We start from the raw sequence: 15767 nt of genomic DNA on the forward strand, positions 1-15767 counted from the left end.
GCCGGGAGTCAGAAGCGGTGACGGATGCCCGTCGTGAACATGAGCTGATTGCGGCCGCTTGCCGGATCGTTGCTGTTGATGATCGCGGGCGCTTGCGACGACGCGCGCTGATAGATTGTCTCGACATAGACATCGGTGCGCTTGCCCAACAGATAGTCGACCTGCAACGCGCCTTCGTGCCAGTGCGCCCCGCCGCCGTTCGTGTACACGTACATGCCCGCGAGCAGGATGGCCGGCGTCAGCTTGTAGATGCCGTTGACCTCGTAGTTGTTGAGCGCGAGCGAGGCGAGCGCGTCGCCGGTGTCGGCATCGACGGGACCGGTGTTGATCGAGCGCGAGAACGTGCCCGCCAGTTGGAAATCGCCGATGCCGTAACTCATCCCCACGCCGAACGTGTTCTGGCGCTGAACGGTCGCGTTGACTACCGCGCCGGGCGCGGCGCCAGGCAACGCGAGCGTGTCGTAAGCGCCATTGGCCGTGTTGCCGCGCCCGTTGTTGTGCAGATATGCCGCGCCCGCGCTGAAGGAACCCGCCGAATAATTCGCGCCGATGCTGTACGCGCGATTGTTCGCGAACTGTCCCGCCTGGTTGGAGAACGCGTAGAGGCCGCCGAAGCTCAAGCCGCCGTATGTCGCGCTCGTGTACTTCAGCGAATTGGCCGCGAGGAACGAATTGTTGGCGTTGTCGTTGTCGAGCAAGTGGGCGAACGCGGTCCCGCCCGTGCCGCCCGTCAGCGTGAACGGCGCGAAATAGTCGTGCATCGAGTCGTATTGGCGGCCGAAGGTCAGCGTGCCGAGATCATCGGTGCCGAGTCCGACATACATCGGATGATCGTTGATGCCCTCGCCCGTCGATACCGCAAAGCCGCGCTCCAACCGGAAAATCGCCCGTGCGCCGCCGCCGAGATCCTCTGATCCTTGCAGGCCCCAGTAGCTGCCGTCGATGGTCCCGCTGGTCAGCCGATATTGCGCATGGCCGCCGACGTTGTTCACATACGCGACGCCGGCGTCGAGTTCGCCATAAAGCTGCACGGAGCTTTGCGCCCACGCACAAGCCGGAATGCCGACGAACGCGATGCACGCGGCCATCACGGCTTTTGATTCTGCTCGGTAGCGAGCGCGGGCGGGACGTTCGGCGGAAAGGCAGTCTGCGGGACTGATCGGCATAAGATGCTCCGGATGCTTTTTTTGACTGACGATGATTGTCGATTCCTCGCTCAATCTTGTCAGGTAAAAAACCCGCGTAGGGGAGCGCTGTGACCTCTAACCAACGAACGGCCGTCTGCCCCTTTCCTTTCTGCCGATTCGACGCTATTAGCGCCGCGGCGCTCGTCGCGGCCTGTCGCTAGAATCGACGCGACGCTTCTCTCATGCAACCGGACCATTCGATGCCCAACAAAACTCTCGCAATCGTCACCGGCCACACGCGCGGCCTCGGCGCGGCGCTGGCCGACACGCTGCTGTCGCTCGACGCCGACATTCTGGCGATCTCGCGCCATCGCAACGCCGCGCTGGCCGCACGCTATCCCGGCCGGCTGCAGGAAGTCGAACTGGATCTCGCCGATCTCGCCGCCCTCACCGCCTGGCTCGCGGACGGCGCGCTCGGGCGGTTCGTGGCGGGCGCGAATCGCGTGGTGCTGGTGAACAATGCGGGACTGCTCGCCCCGGTCGGGCCGCTCGCGAGTCAGGACGCGGCGGCGATCGCACGCGCCGTCAGCGTGAATGTGGCCGCGCCGCTGATGATCGCCGCAGCGTTCGCCGCGCAGAGTGCGCATGTGGCGGATCGGCGCGTCGCTCATATTTCGAGCGGCGCCGGGCGCAATGCCTATCCCGGCTGGAGCATCTACTGCGCGACGAAAGCCGCGCTCGATCACCACGCCCGCGCCGTCGCGCTCGATGACAACCCGTCGCTGCGGATTTGCAGCGTCGCGCCGGGCGTCGTCGATACGGACATGCAGGCGGAGATTCGCGGCGCCGGGCTCGACCGCTTCCCGCTGCGCGAGCGCTTCGATGCGCTCAAGCGCGACGGCCAGCTCGCGACGCCCGAAGAGTCGGCGCGCAAGCTCGTCGATTACTTGTTGAGCGATGCGTTCGGCAGCGCGCCGACCGCCGACATCCGCGAACTGGCCTGACTTTCAGGCAGCGCGCAGCGCAGGCAGTCCAAGCGCCTGCCGCGAGAGGCGGTCTGCGTCGGCGTTACGGGCGCGCGGAATCCATTGCAGGCGCACATCGCCGATCTGCGCGATGAGCGCCCGCACCCGATCGGCATGATCCGTGAGTCTGCGGATACCGGCGCTTGCGGGTGCGGCGACGTCGTCGATGACGACGCGGCTGTCGCCATAGATCACGAGCCGCGTCGCCCCGTTCCGCGCCGCTGCCTCGAGGAGCGCGAGCAGCGCAAGATACTCAGCTGCGCTGCTATCGCCGATACCAGCCGCCGCGCTAATTTCGATGCGCTCGCCGTGCGGCGCCTTCAACACCCCGCCGATGCCGATGCGCCCCGGATTCGGCAGCGCGGAACCGTCGAACCAGCCGATCCAGGCGTCGCTTTCACCCGCCGATAAATCGTCGAACGCCGTGCGTCGTTTTGCGCGCGTCACGCGTTCGAGCTGGCGGAGTCGCAATGCATCGGCGGCTTTGGCTTGCGCGGCGCGGCGTGCGTCGACCAGATCGCGCAAGGACTGCTCCGCCGCCGCTTCCTCCAGCGTTCTGACGAGTGCCGCATGCTCCGACAACCCCGCGTGCCTGACAAGCCTGCGGCTTCGCAAGCGCTCCTTCTTGTAGGCGACGGCAAGCAGTTCGTGCAATTCGACCATGGGCGGCAAATGTGTTTGGGAAGCGGGCAGCTTAGCAGACGCTCGCGCGCCAGCCGCCGACATTGGCGGATGCCTTATAGACGGCATGTTGCCTGCTAGCAGAGAAGAAACCGGACACGCACGGCTGGCGAAACCGCGTCGATCTGACAACCCGCCAGGCATCGGCCTGGAACCTGCAAGGAGCAGATCATGAATCAATCGATGGAGCAGTCTTCCGGCGGCGCGACAATCGTAGGGAAAGGTGCGTCGACGGCTGCCGGTCCCGGCCCGGACGTCATGGCTGCCAGCACGCTCGATGACAATCCGGTGCTCAGCAGCGACGGACACGACGTTGGCTCGGTGAAGGAAATCATGCTGGACGTACGGAGCGGCCGCATCGCGTATGCGGTGTTGTCGAGCGGCGGCTTTCTCGGCATCGGCGACAAACTGCTGGCGGTGCCGTGGAGCGCGCTGACGCTCGACACCGATAATCGATGCTTCCGCATCGCCGCGACCGCCGATCAGGTGCGCAACGCGCCGGGCTTCGACAAGGACGCGTGGCCGTCGATGGCCGACCGCGTCTGGGCGAGCAGCGTTCACACGCACTACGGCCGCGAGCCGTACTGGTCGAATGACACGCGGCCGAGCGACGTCGCCGCCACCGGCGCGATCCCGCCCGGAGGCGTTGACGCGCCCGAAGCGGGCGGCGTCAAGCTCTGATCGTGACGCGCCGGGACGGCTTCGCCCCGGCGCGCCGGCCTCGCTAATCGAGCGGACGTTCGCCGAGCGGGATGTCGACGGTTTCGGAGCCGTCGCCCATCAGCGCGCGGAGCACATCGCTCGCGAAATCCTCGACGGCGAAGTGCCATTCGAGCGAACCGACCGGAAAGTCGTTCGGATTAGTTTTACCTTGCGCGCGACGAATCGCGCCAACGGACAGACTCAGCGCGCGTGCATGCTGAAAATGCGGATCGTCCGAATCGAGAAACGGCAATTGGTCTTTTTCCATGACTGCCTGAGGCCCCCGTCGCTGACACATGACAACGATATCGGCCGGGATTGCTTGTTCTTTAGCCCGGCTTTTCGAATCTGTCGTTCGCGGACGGCGCGCTGCGTCAACGCGAACGAATGACGAAAGGAAACTGATGACGCCCTATCGGAATCTGGCCGGTAACTCCGGTGTAGCCGCATTCGAGATTCGGGACGATAGCATCAAGGTCCGCTTCGCCAATGGCGTCACTTATTTGTACGACTATGGCACGCCGGGCCGGGTGCACGTCGAGCAGATGAAGCGCCATGCCCGCGCCGGACGCGGACTCAGCAGCTATATCTCGCAGGAACACCCGCCCTACGCCGCCAGGAGCGATCACTGAGCGCGCAGCGCGCTCGTTGCGTCATCCGCCTTCAGCGCCCCGACGGCAGGAAGGGAACGTTCTCGTTGCTGGTCGCCGTCAATTGATGCACTTGTCTTTGCAGTTTGTTCAATTGCGCCTGTGCGGCGACACGGCGCGCCTCGAGTTGCGCGAGTTCCTTCCGAGTCTCCTGCTGCCTGAGCGCAACTTCCTGGTCCTGGGTGCTGCCGCGCTGAAGGTCGACCCGCACGCGTTCCACCTGCGCTTCCGAATCCGCGATGAGTCGCGCAAATTGATCGTTTTGTGCCTGGAGATGGATACGCCGCATGTCGGCGTCCGCGAGGCGCATTGCCTGCTCCGCAAAATGGCGGAATGCCGGCTCGGCGGCGCTAATGTCGCCGGCTTTCAGCACGCTCCAGACGGCGTTTTCGTGATGAAGCACGGCATAGTAGGTCAGGTCGCGCGGATGGAAAAGGAGGCTCACCGAATAGGCGAAGCTCTGAAACGTGCGAAACGTTGCGAGCGCCCCCTGCTGCACCAGCCATTCGACTTCGGCGATCTGCGCGGCCTGGAGCGCGTGCGGTCCCGGTTGCGCCATTGCGCCGACCGCCCGCAGCGGCGTCACGCGCGGGGTAGCCGCAGCGGGCAGCGACTTTGCGACGAGGTCGTCGGACGGGGTATCGTCATCGGATTTGAGCGACTGGGCGAAACGAACCGGCGCATTCGTTTTTTGCCGTACCAGGAAGGACGGTGTGCTTTCGAGAAGGGTGCCTCGTCTGCTTAGCAGGCTTTTCACAATGACTCCAGGGTTGGCTTGCCGACGATGCTCGACATCGAGCGTTCACGAATCGAATTCACGCGCGATCGGCTTACTATAACGTTGCTTGCTACTAGTCCGGATTGCAGACGATGTCGCCCGTCCGTTATTGGCTGATGAATCCAAGTATAGGCGAGTCATAAACGGATGCAATTACGGCTTTACCGAGCCCCGCAGTATTTTAATACGGAGAAAAAGCGTCATAATTCGTGCGAGAACGCGTTTCGCGCGGCAATCTAAAAATACAGATAATCACGAATGGCGATAGACAGCCTGCGTTCCGCTGAGTCGCAGATTTGCCAATTGCGCTGACCGCGCTTTCGACATCAGCGCCACCATGCGCATGATCCTGACACCTTGAACGCCGCAACCGATACCCGGCGTTTGAGCCACGAGCGCTTCCAGCGACTGTAATCGCCCATAGAATTCGATGACCGGCGTGGCTACGGAACCTTCAGCGTTTGTAGCTGACGCGCTGGCGTGCGCGAGCACCGGCTCGCACAGGCGGTCGGGGCCGGCGGACTGGTCGCCCAGCGAATCCGCCAGAACCTCCGGCGGCTCGTAATGCAGGCGCCCTTCGCTACGGTCTCGGAAATACTCATAGACCGCTTCCAAATGACCTTCGACGTTTGTTCGACGCGCCGGGCCGTGGCGGCACATCGTTGCAATTTCCAGTTCTCGCGCTCGCTCACTGCAGCAATCAGATCGGCGATGCCCGTCCTTAATTCCGCTTCGCGCCGCTCCATCAGGGCATGCAGCAATTTCGCTTCCTCGGTAGCCTGATCCGGCAAGCGTTCGCTCCATGCCAAAAAATCGTTAAGTGTGGTCGACATGAAACACTCCGTCGCAATAACCCAATAAATCGTTCTCGGGTCGGTAAATTCGTTTGGATCGCGAATTGTAGAGAATCGGCAGTCAATTGCCATCGCTTTCAGCCGACACGCTTAATCGTAGTCGCTTTGACGAGCCGCGGCACGGTCGATGCTGAACGAGTGCAGCGGCGCGTCTTGCGCCCAATACCAGGAGACAGTCATGAAAGCGACCGCAGCAATCGCAGGCGCACTCCTCGCGCTTGCCAGCACAGCCACTTTCGCGCAAGACATGTCGCGCGATCAGATGAATCAACGTCCGAAACAGATGCAGGGGCAGCCGAGTGCATCGCCCACGCCGGGCTCCAATGATGCATCGCAAGGCGGCGCGCCGGCCGGAACGTCCGGCAGCGGCACGCTGATGCAGCAGCGCGAGCAAGGCATGTCTCCGGACGCATCGGCAGCACCGTCCGGCGGCGGGAAGGCGACCGGCACGATGAAGCAGTAAGTCGGACGAGACGATGCTTGCGTCGGGAGGCTCAGGCATCGTCTCCAGCGAAGTGCGACACCATGCCCTATCTGTTTGTCCCGGAACGATGTGATTCGTAATAGATGGTTGCGCTCGGCGTGATTAGGAAAAATCCGGCTGTATTTACTTAGGCTAACGGTTCAAATGCGCCTTCATTGGCTCGGATGAGGCAATCTGCAGTGAAGGACTCGCGCATTTCCGTCGACGCACAACGCGACGCAACGCTGTCGCCACCATGCACGGCACGACACGCACACAGGTGCTGTCATCGCCAGGAAAACGCATGAGCCCCGTTGGGCGGCTTTTGCGAATCCGGAGCATGTCACCGTCAATGAGAAGATGCCGCTCGACGAGCGCATGACTCGCCCTTCTGCGACTTAGGCATTTACGCTGCCGGCGATTAACGGGCTGTTCCCACACACCAAAGCAGTCACGGCCATCGCTGACGGGCCCCGCATGACCTGTGATCGTCCGCTGATACCAGGCGGTCAGCGCCCTCTCGTTCGCCGACGCTCGCTCCTCAACCTTTGCATTTCGACAAACGAAAAGAAAGACTTCATGCCAGTACGTAACGCCTTTCGACTCGTCCTGATTCCCATTGCGATGATCATGACCGCGCCGGCTTTCGCCAAGTACACGGAAGAGTGGGTGGGCGGGAGAGACGACGCTGAGGCGCACACCACGACTCACGTCAACGTACATGCGGCCGCGTCTCACACGAGCGATGCCCTACAGCCTCACGCCAAGCCGAAGGTGTTCAGCCCACCGTTCGCATCCGATCCGATTGCAGCCTTCGCGGACGACCCTATCGCAGCGTTCGCGCGGTCGCGAAGCAAGTAGACGGCGCGCTGATTCGTCTGAGGCCGCAAGCCGGGACTTCCCTCGCTAAGTAGAATGACAAAAGCCCGCGATTGTCGCCTGACGGTCGCGGGCTTTCGTTCGACTCTCGTGTGTTTAGCCGATCAAATCGGCCGGCAGCTTCCCGCCGTTCGCCGCAAGCGCCTGCATCAACTGCTTGTGCAACCAGATATTCATAGACGCGGAATCGTTCATGTCTCCGCCGTAATGCAGTTCAGTTGCAAGCTGCTTGCGATGTTCGAGACTGCTGTCGACTTGCAGCAGCTTCATCAAATCGACGATCGACACGCGCCAGTTCAGCGTTTGGCTGCTCTCGCTCGCGAGTTGATCCATGACGGCTGCGACGTCGATATTCGTCAAGGCCTGAGAGGGAGCGCTGCCCTCGACGGCGGGCGCGGGCGCCGGGTCCGGCTCGACGACCGGCGCCGGCTGCTCCGGCTTGGCTCTGTGGAAGATCTTGCCCACGATGTCACCGAAGATACTCATGTCTGTGTCCTTGTTCGAATTGAAATACGGCGGAACGCAGGGCTGACGCTTTGACCGCGGCGAGCCTGCCGCGCCTTAACGCGGGCATCGCGGCTCAGTTGACCCTCGTGGACAATTCGAGTGGAATCAAGACGAAATATTGCAGCGGGACGGTCAGTAGTACGCTTGTATTCGGCGGCGCTCTCCGTTTGCGTATCGGCTGGCAGATTTTCGGAGCGAATCCGAGGCACCATGCGCCCGTGACGCAGGCAGCGAGAGTCCACGGATCCTCGACGCCACGGGAACTTATGTGCCGCCCTACTAAGGCATCTGCCGCATCGCTCTTCTGGCTTGGCGGGTTCGCTTTCGCCGCAGGTCACTGAGCGCTTTGCGCAAAGCATCGTACTGTTCCCAGTAGCCCAACTCCTTGAGCCAGTCACGCACCTGCACAGGGCTCACGCCGCGCTCCAGCGCCGCGTCCTGCATCGTGATATCTCCGCGTAACAGCCGTCTGGCGACCGCGCGCCGCTGAGTTTTCGTCGTAATCGGGATGGGAGGTATGACTCGCATAGGAAATTGTCCGTTATAAGTCAGCGTTTGACGTCGCTGAGGTGTTTGCAAACGACGTCGAATCGGAACGCTGAACTCGCCAGCATTGGCTGGGAGTTGCTGATGTTCATCGATTCCACCAATGCCTGAACCGGCGCTTCTCAATTAGCCGCGCTCTCATGCCGCACCGAACCTTCAGTGTCGATGCATTCAATCAGCGGACTGAACATGTTGCACTGTCCCATCGTCGGTCGCTGCGCGCTTTAGCTCACGATGCTTGCTTGTGCCGATCTGCATAACGGCATAGGCCGATTGAATCTCATGCGTTCATCAAGCGCGTTGTGCTTGCTTGCGACAGCCACCCGATTCATTGGGCAGCGATGGTCGTTTGCGTTGCCCACGCGGACGCTATTCATCTCAGAGCTAGACCCTTCATACTTTGCTTTCCTTATTGATTTGTAGACGAGCGTATGTGAGAAATTGAAGCGCACCTGCTCTGTCTCTCGCCATCGGAGCAGACCTAAAAACGGACGATGAGTGGGACGTGGTATCGGTTCGACTGCTTTCTTGATGCTTCAGCGATTCGCCATAGCGCAATTAAAGCGACCGCTTATGCCATTGTTCAGGACGATTGCCAAATAGCATGGAATAGCTGAGTCCGATGCCCTCAGGCTGCAATTGATCGATTTCAACCTAGACGGTGACCGAATCACACTGGTTCGACGGCTTCAAGCAAGCGCGCCCCGCGTGTCTTTATCATGTGACGAGGGACTGCGCTTTGACGGTGTGCTGATATCGCGCTCGATGGGAAGCGACCACACAACCAGCTCGCGTCAAGAATGGCAAAAGAAGCGATGCGGCGATACCGGCGTGGCAACGGCGCATGGGTTCCGCAGCAGCTTGCGGGATTGGGCCAGCGAACACGGTTACGCCCGCGATCCTGCGGAGCGCTCGCTCGCGCATACCGTCGCGAACAAGGTCGAAGCTGCATATCACAGAGTCGACTTGCTTGAGCAGCGCCGCCCGTTGATGGAAGCATGGGCGAAGCACGTTCTTGGCGAGTAACCCCGCCACCTTTCTATATATTGAGATTCAGCGTCGAAGCACGCGCTCATACTCGTTACAATTTGCACTCCTGTCAAAGACGGAGGTGACATGTCGTTTCCAGAATGGGGGCGTTCGTATAACGGGCTTTCCGTACCGCTAACGAGCGACTGGCAATGTTCGCTCATACCGATCCGCGACCTGCCGGACGTTGATCGCGGCTGGAAGCTCTCCTATGATGAGCGGCAGAAAGCACGCAAAGAGCGCGACGAACAAATCGAGCAAGACCGGCAAGACTTCGACCGGCTATTTCGGGTCCATCGACCGCCGCGCGGCGCGCTCCTGTACTGAGTTCCGCGCATATGCGGCATTCATTAGCGAACACCTTCGTATTTCAGGATTGTCCGCGCCGGTCGATGGGGATGGCGTAACGCGCATCCTCAGTGATGCGGTACGCGATGGTCAACTCGTTCCTGCCATTAGCCGCGCTTGGTGCGGTAGTCGGCGGGTCGTCCGACAGTACGCACCGCAAAGCTGGCCGAAGCGAGCGCCAGATGCTAAACCTACCATCTACTCCTTCCGTGACGGGCAGCTTGTACCGCTTGACGCGAGTGGGCGCTTTAACGATGACACGCCATACGTTTCCACGCGAGTTGCGGCCAAAGCTGCCGCCTCTGCGGGCTCGTCTGATGGTTCTGATGGCAGCGGTTTTGACTGGCTCGGCGCGGCTGAAACGGTCGCCGGGGCGGTGCTTGGCGGTGCGGGTTCGAGCGACGGCGATTCGATGCTCAAGAGCTTCGGAGATACTGTCGATGGCGAAGGCGGTTCGTTGCTCAGTGACGCGCAGCCGTTCGAGTATGTGCCGGACGCATTGAGCGATGATGTAACGGAACTAGCGGCGCGGGGCGTTCGTATGACAGGGAACGAACCCGGAGGTTTTGCCATTAACCCGAATAGCCAAGATGTGGATTACTTCGATTCAAACGGCAATCTCTCGGCTCAATATCATGGAAGCCACGGTGATCCGCACGGACATAATTTTTCTGGTGGCGTGCGGGACAACACGCATCTTCCAATGTCACCGATCAATTTAAATTAGATTCGCGACAAATAGGGGGCTGTCATGAGCAACGCAAACAAGACATGGGGTTGGCATCATGCAAAAAGCGCCGAATGGCTTAAAGCCGTTCTAGGCGGATATTCGTCTTTTCACGACTCCGCTGTACGTTCATTGTGTCTGCGGAGAATTCGACAAACGCACGAAGATGTCAATGGCCTACCCTTAACGGGAAATCGCGTGCGCGAATTGCTCGACCTTCGGCTGGAAGTGCTTCACAACCGCTATGGTGCGCCGCCCGTTTCGGAGCGCCCCGATTGCATCGTCGTGCTTGATTTCCTGGACATTCGAACATCGGATATTGACGTAAACGGCATGATTGAAGAGGCGACGATCATGGAAATGACACTTGCCGAAATGCCCGGTGAACTAATTCGACTAGACCTTACGCCAAATGTCGGCCTCGATATTCGGTTAACGTGCAAGGAGGTCGTGGTAGTCGATATAGGCCCGTACAAGCGCGATATTTCGTAGAATTGGTGAAATTGCAGACCCTTGGCCACGGCCATTCGCACGTTCCCGCGCCCGCATGGCGCTTAGAGTCAGGAAGGACCTGTGCAGGCCGTCGCCGCCATAACGTAAGGGGGCGTTCCCCCAGGTTGCCGTTCTCGCCAGCTATAACGAAAACTAAGGCCGCATCCGGCCTTAGTTTGAGGAGCTACGGCTCGCAGCTTCGCTGTAGCGTCGTGCCAACACATATTGAAAAGTGGGACGGACGCAACAGAACGATAGCCTGCGCCCGCTGATGGGCTATTTGATGGGCCAGAAAAACGAAAAGCCCCGCAAATCATTGACTTGACGGGGCTTTACATGTCCTGCTTGGCGGAGAGAGGGGGATTCGAACCCCCGATAGGTTTTACCCTATACACGCTTTCCAGGCGTGCGACTTAAACCGCTCATCCATCTCTCCGGAAGACGGCAATTATACCAACTTCGCGTCGCCCGCCTAGCCCCTATGGGTGACGAATGTAATCGACCAGTGCGCGCGTGTATTCATCGGGCTTGCGGTCGATCAAACTGACCACGATCGCCACCGCAAAGCCCGCAGGCACGCCGAACACGCCCGATCCGATCGGCTCGATGCCCAGCCAGCGCCGCCCGTCGAAGCCCGTGAGATGTGTAAAGAATGGATACGTCGACACGATGTAGTACACGCACACGCCGAGTCCCGCGATCATGCCCGCGACGACGCCCCGCTGCGTCGTCCGCTTCCAGAACACGCCGAGCACCAGCGCCGGAAACAGTCCCGATGCCGCCAGCGAAAACGCCGCGCCCACGAGGAACAAAATGTTGCCCGCATTCAGCGACGCCACGTACGACGCCAGCAGCGCCACGCCGAGCAACAGAATCTTCGAAATCGTCACGCGCCGCTGGCTTGTAGCGCGACGATCGACCATGCAGTAATAGACGTCGTGCGAGAGCGCGTTGGCAATCGTGAGCAGCAAGCCATCCGCAGTTGAAAGCGCAGCCGCCAGCGCGCCCGCCGCAATCAATCCCGAAATCACATAAGGCAGTCCAGCGATTTCCGGCGCCGCGAGCACCACCATGTCCGGCTGCATCTGGATGCCCGCCCATCGCACGATGCCGTCGCCGTTCACGTCGCTCACGCGTATCAGATACGGTTCGATACGCCGCCACTGCGTCACCCATTGCGGCAGGTCCGCGAACCGATGCCCGACGAGGCCCGTCAGAATCTCATGCTTGATGAGCACCGCGAGCACCGGCACCGTCAGATAGAACAACGCCACGAAGAACAGCGTCCAGCCGACCGAACGCCGCGCCGACGCAACCGACGTCGTCGTGTTATAGCGCGTGAGAATGTGCGGCAGGCTCGCCGTGCCGATCGACAGACACAGAATCAGCGCAAGAAAATTCAGTTGATGCGCACGCGGGCTTTCATCGTCGGTCGACGTGCGCGCGAACGCATCGGTCATCGGCACCGGGGCGGCGACGCGCTCGGTCAGCGCATCCCGTTCGCGCGACCATCGGGCTTGCGCGTCGGCGGGATCGCGAGGAAACGATGCCAGTTCGCGCTCGCGCTCATTGATCTCGCGCAGCGGGCCGTTGCGTCGCCGCAGTTCCGCGATCTCATCGACGAGGCGCGCGTGCTCGTTGAAGTAAGAACGCGGCAGCGCATCGATGCGCCGCTGCATGCGCGCCGCCTGCCGCCCAAACTCGGCACGCACGCGGGCTTCGTCGGGCGACGCCGCCAGTTGGCGCTCGAGCGCTTCGACACGCTCCATCACGCGGCCATAGCTCAGTTGCGGGAACCAGCCGAGCCCGTCGCGATGGCCGATCATCGAGACGGGAATCAGAATCGCGCTGATCAGAATGATGTATTGCGCCACCTGCGTCCACGTGACCGCGCGCATGCCGCCGAGAAACGAACACACGAGGATGCCCGCCAGCCCGCAGAAGATGCCGATGGAAAACTCGATACCGATGAAGCGCGACGCGATCAGCCCGATGCCCTGAATCTGCGCGACCAGATAAACGAACGAGCAGAGAATCGCCGCAACGGCCGCGAGTCCGCGAACGAGGTTGCTCGAGAAGCGCGTGCCGAGGAAGTCCGGAATCGTGTAGCGCGCGAGCTTGCGCACATAAGGCGCGAGAAGGAACGCGACGAGGCAATAGCCGCCGGTCCAGCCCATCACGTAGGCGAGGCCGTCGTAGCCGCTCGCGTAAATCGATCCGGCCAGCCCGATGAATGATGCCGCCGACAGCCAGTCAGCCGCGGTCGCCATGCCATTGAACGCCGACGGCACGCGCCGTCCGGCCACGTAGTATTCGACGAGATCGGACGTGCGCGACAGAAGGCCGATCACGGCATACACGGCGATCGGCACGAACAGAAACACATAGCCGACCCACATGCCCGCGCCCGCCACGCGCTCGATGCGCTCCATCACGAAGATGAACAGCAGGAAGCCGAGCGTATAGAGCGCGTACGTGAGGATGAGGCGATTCGTGAGCTTCATCGCACCGGATCGTCCGGCGGGGACTCGGCGACGTTCGCGGCAAACTTCGCGGACACATCGTCGCCCGCTATCGCAACGGCGCGCGCCAGACGCGCATCGGCAATCTGCATCAGCACGATATAGATGACGATCAGCGTCACGTAGACGAGGATCGCGCCTTGGGCGCCGAAATAGAACGGCAGCGGAAAGCCCGCGATGCGAACGTGCTGAAGGCGTTGCGCGAAAAGCGGCACGCCGAACGAGACGACGAAGCCAACCGTCATCAGCACCGCGATCAGCGCGACATTGAAGCGCCAATAAGCGCGATGGGCGCGCGCCATCGCCGCCGGCACGGGCGGCGGCAGAGCGAGCGTGGAGTTGAGGGTATCGGCGTGCGGCGTGGCCATGCGGTTATTTACCAAAACCGCGTCACGCCGGCAATCGGGATCGACCGCCGCTATTCAAAGCGGCGGCCGCATGAAGCGGTTTAGCGCGCCTCGCCCAGTTGATCGAGAATCGCGGGGTTCTCGAGCGTGGACACGTCCTGCGTGATCTCCTCGCCCTTCGCGAGCGAGCGCAACAGACGCCGCATGATCTTGCCCGAGCGCGTCTTCGGCAGGTTCTCGCCGAAGCGGATGTCCTTCGGCTTCGCGATCGGCCCGATCTCCTTGCCGACCCAGTTGCGCAGTTCGGTGGCGATCTGCTTCGCTTCATCGCCCTCGGGACGCGTGCGCTTGAGCACGACGAACGCGACGACCGCTTCGCCCGTCGTATCGTCCGGACGGCCGACGACCGCCGCTTCCGCCACGATCGGATTCGCGACGAGCGCCGACTCGATCTCCATCGTGCCGAGCCGGTGACCCGAGACGTTCAGCACGTCGTCGATGCGGCCCATGATGGTGAAGTAGCCGGTTTCCTTGTCGCGCACCGCGCCGTCGCCGGCGAGATACAGCTTGCCGCCGAGTTCTTCGGGGAAGTAGCTCGTCTGATAACGCTTCGGGTCGCCCCAGACGTTGCGCAGCATCGACGGCCACGGTCGCTTCACGACGAGAATGCCGCCCTGCCCGTTCGGCACGTCCTGGCCAGTTTCATCGACGATCGCGGCCATGATGCCCGGCAGCGGCAGCGTGCACGAGCCCGGCACGAGCGGCGTCGCGCCCGGCAGCGGCGTGATCATGTGGCCGCCGGTTTCGGTCTGCCACCACGTATCGACGATCGGGCATTGTCCACCGCCCACGTTCTCGTAATACCACATCCACGCTTCCGGATTGATCGGCTCGCCGACCGTGCCGAGAATGCGCAGCGTCGACAGGTCGTAGCTCTTCGGATGCACCTTCGCGTCGGCCTCCGACACCTTGATGAGCGAGCGGATCGCGGTGGGCGCCGTATAGAAGACGGTGACCTTGTGACGCTGGATCATCTCCCAGAAGCGGCCCGCGTTCGGATACGTCGGCACGCCTTCGAACATGACCTGCGTTGCGCCGATTGCGAGCGGTCCGTACGCGATATAGCTATGGCCCGTGATCCAGCCGATGTCCGCCGTACACCAGAAGACGTCGCCCGGCTTCATGTCGAAGGTCCACTTCATCGTCTGCGCGGCCCACAGCAGGATGCCCGCCGTGCTGTGCTGCACGCCCTTCGGCTTGCCCGTCGAACCCGACGTGTACAGGATGAAAAGCGGATGCTCCGCGCCGACCCACTCGGGCTCGCACTGCGGCGCTTCGTTCTCGACGATCTCGTGCAGCCACACGTCGCGGCCTTCGGTCCACGCGACATTGCCGCCCGTGCGCTTGTAGACGATGACATCTCTCACGGCCTCGCAGCCGCCGGCGGCGAGCGCCTCGTCGGCGATGCTCTTCAATGGCAGCGCCTTGCCGCCGCGCATTTGTTCATCAGCAGTGATGAGCGCGACTGCGCCGACATCGACGAGACGCTCGTTGAGCGACTTCGACGAGAAGCCGCCGAACACAACCGAATGCGTGGCGCCGATGCGCACGCACGCCTGCATCGCGACGACGCCTTCCACCGACATCGGCAGATAGATGACGACGCGGTCGCCCTTCTTCACGCCGCGCTTCTTCAGCGCGTTGGCGAGGCGGCACACGCGCTCGAGCAGGTCCTGATAGGTAACGTTGGTGACGGCGCCGTCGTCGGCTTCGAAGATGATTGCGGTCTCGTTGCCGCGGCCCGCTTCGACGTGACGGTCGAGGCAGTTGTACGACGCGTTCAGCTCACCGTCGGCGAACCACGTGTAGAACGGTGCGTTGGATTCGTCGAGCACGTTCGTGAAGGGCTTGTGCCACGAGAGCGTTTCGCGCGCGAGCCGCGCCCAGAAGCCTTCGTAATCGCGTTCGGCTTCCGCGGCGAGCGCCTTGTAGGCGTCCATGCCCGATATCGCCGCTCCCGACGATGCCTTGGCTGACGGCGGAAACACGCGTTTTTCCTGAAGAACCGATTCGATCGCAGACATCGACAA

At 61.8% G+C, this 15767-nt stretch carries 16 protein-coding genes and 1 tRNA gene; 7 read left to right on the forward strand and 10 right to left on the reverse strand.

Going from position 1 to position 15767, the window contains the following annotated elements:
- Nucleotides 1-8: 8 nt before the first annotated feature.
- A complete protein-coding gene (locus tag AB6804_RS01770) occupies nucleotides 9-1088 on the reverse strand; it encodes a porin (protein WP_370885398.1) in 1080 nt (359 codons plus the stop codon).
- Between the two features lie 299 nt (nucleotides 1089-1387).
- On the opposite strand from AB6804_RS01770, the gene AB6804_RS01775 reads away from it, so the two are divergent.
- Nucleotides 1388-2131, forward strand: coding sequence for an SDR family oxidoreductase (locus AB6804_RS01775; RefSeq protein ID WP_370884983.1), 744 nt, complete (start codon nucleotides 1388-1390; stop codon nucleotides 2129-2131).
- A gap of 3 nt (nucleotides 2132-2134) precedes the next feature.
- Here AB6804_RS01775 and AB6804_RS01780 read toward each other — a convergent pair whose 3' ends face one another.
- Nucleotides 2135-2815, reverse strand: coding sequence for a reverse transcriptase-like protein (locus tag AB6804_RS01780; RefSeq protein ID WP_370884984.1), 681 nt, complete (start codon nucleotides 2813-2815; stop codon nucleotides 2135-2137).
- Nucleotides 2816-3004: 189 nt separating this feature from the next.
- Between AB6804_RS01780 and AB6804_RS01785 the strand changes: the two genes are divergently transcribed.
- Nucleotides 3005-3514, forward strand: a complete 510-nt coding sequence (locus AB6804_RS01785) for a PRC-barrel domain-containing protein (RefSeq protein ID WP_370884985.1) — start codon at nucleotides 3005-3007, stop codon at nucleotides 3512-3514.
- A 43-nt stretch (nucleotides 3515-3557) separates the two neighbouring features.
- On the opposite strand, the gene AB6804_RS01790 is transcribed toward AB6804_RS01785, so the two are convergent.
- Nucleotides 3558-3803, reverse strand: coding sequence for a hypothetical protein (locus AB6804_RS01790; RefSeq protein ID WP_370884986.1), 246 nt, complete (start codon nucleotides 3801-3803; stop codon nucleotides 3558-3560).
- Nucleotides 3804-3939: 136 nt separating this feature from the next.
- Here AB6804_RS01790 and AB6804_RS01795 point away from each other — a divergent pair, with 136 nt between their 5' ends.
- Complete coding sequence (locus tag AB6804_RS01795; RefSeq protein ID WP_370884987.1) at nucleotides 3940-4167, forward strand: hypothetical protein; 228 nt, start codon at nucleotides 3940-3942, stop codon at nucleotides 4165-4167.
- Between the two features lie 31 nt (nucleotides 4168-4198).
- On the opposite strand, the gene AB6804_RS01800 is transcribed toward AB6804_RS01795, so the two are convergent.
- Both AB6804_RS01800 and AB6804_RS01805 read right to left on the reverse strand, forming a co-directional pair.
- A complete protein-coding gene (locus AB6804_RS01800; RefSeq protein WP_370884988.1) occupies nucleotides 4199-4942 on the reverse strand; it encodes a DUF2968 domain-containing protein in 744 nt (247 codons plus the stop codon).
- 273 nt (nucleotides 4943-5215) lie between these two features.
- The gene (locus AB6804_RS01805) at nucleotides 5216-5767 is read right to left on the reverse strand and encodes a hypothetical protein (protein WP_370884989.1); all 552 of its coding nucleotides are present in this window, start codon (nucleotides 5765-5767) and stop codon (nucleotides 5216-5218) included.
- A gap of 228 nt (nucleotides 5768-5995) precedes the next feature.
- Here AB6804_RS01805 and AB6804_RS01810 point away from each other — a divergent pair, with 228 nt between their 5' ends.
- Complete coding sequence (locus AB6804_RS01810) at nucleotides 5996-6280, forward strand: hypothetical protein (protein WP_370884990.1); 285 nt, start codon at nucleotides 5996-5998, stop codon at nucleotides 6278-6280.
- Between the two features lie 975 nt (nucleotides 6281-7255).
- Here the strand turns inward: AB6804_RS01810 and AB6804_RS01815 are convergent.
- Nucleotides 7256-7645, reverse strand: coding sequence for a DUF3597 domain-containing protein (locus AB6804_RS01815; RefSeq protein WP_370884991.1), 390 nt, complete (start codon nucleotides 7643-7645; stop codon nucleotides 7256-7258).
- Between the two features lie 1206 nt (nucleotides 7646-8851).
- On the opposite strand from AB6804_RS01815, the gene AB6804_RS01820 reads away from it, so the two are divergent.
- From AB6804_RS01820 to AB6804_RS01830, 3 genes are all read left to right on the forward strand, one after another.
- Nucleotides 8852-9238, forward strand: a complete 387-nt coding sequence (locus tag AB6804_RS01820) for a hypothetical protein (RefSeq protein WP_370884992.1) — start codon at nucleotides 8852-8854, stop codon at nucleotides 9236-9238.
- A 214-nt stretch (nucleotides 9239-9452) separates the two neighbouring features.
- A complete protein-coding gene (locus AB6804_RS01825) occupies nucleotides 9453-10316 on the forward strand; it encodes a hypothetical protein (protein WP_370884993.1) in 864 nt (287 codons plus the stop codon).
- A gap of 24 nt (nucleotides 10317-10340) precedes the next feature.
- Nucleotides 10341-10808, forward strand: a complete 468-nt coding sequence (locus AB6804_RS01830; protein ID WP_370884994.1) for a hypothetical protein — start codon at nucleotides 10341-10343, stop codon at nucleotides 10806-10808.
- A gap of 346 nt (nucleotides 10809-11154) precedes the next feature.
- Here AB6804_RS01830 and AB6804_RS01835 read toward each other — a convergent pair.
- From AB6804_RS01835 to acs, 4 genes are all read right to left on the reverse strand, one after another.
- A tRNA-Ser gene (locus AB6804_RS01835) sits at nucleotides 11155-11244 on the reverse strand.
- 43 nt (nucleotides 11245-11287) lie between these two features.
- Nucleotides 11288-13312, reverse strand: a complete 2025-nt coding sequence (locus AB6804_RS01840; RefSeq protein WP_370884995.1) for a VC_2705 family sodium/solute symporter — start codon at nucleotides 13310-13312, stop codon at nucleotides 11288-11290.
- Entirely contained in the window at nucleotides 13309-13698 is a 390-nt protein-coding gene (locus AB6804_RS01845) for a DUF4212 domain-containing protein (RefSeq protein ID WP_370884996.1), read from the reverse strand. Before AB6804_RS01845 ends, AB6804_RS01840 begins: the two co-directional genes overlap by 4 nt.
- Before the next feature lie 80 nt (nucleotides 13699-13778).
- Complete coding sequence (acs, locus tag AB6804_RS01850) at nucleotides 13779-15761, reverse strand: acetate--CoA ligase (protein ID WP_370884997.1); 1983 nt, start codon at nucleotides 15759-15761, stop codon at nucleotides 13779-13781.
- Between the last annotated feature and the right edge of the window lie 6 nt (nucleotides 15762-15767).

The organism is Caballeronia sp. RCC_10, from assembly GCF_041360715.1.
Taxonomy (GTDB): Bacteria; Pseudomonadota; Gammaproteobacteria; order Burkholderiales; family Burkholderiaceae; genus Caballeronia; species Caballeronia grimmiae.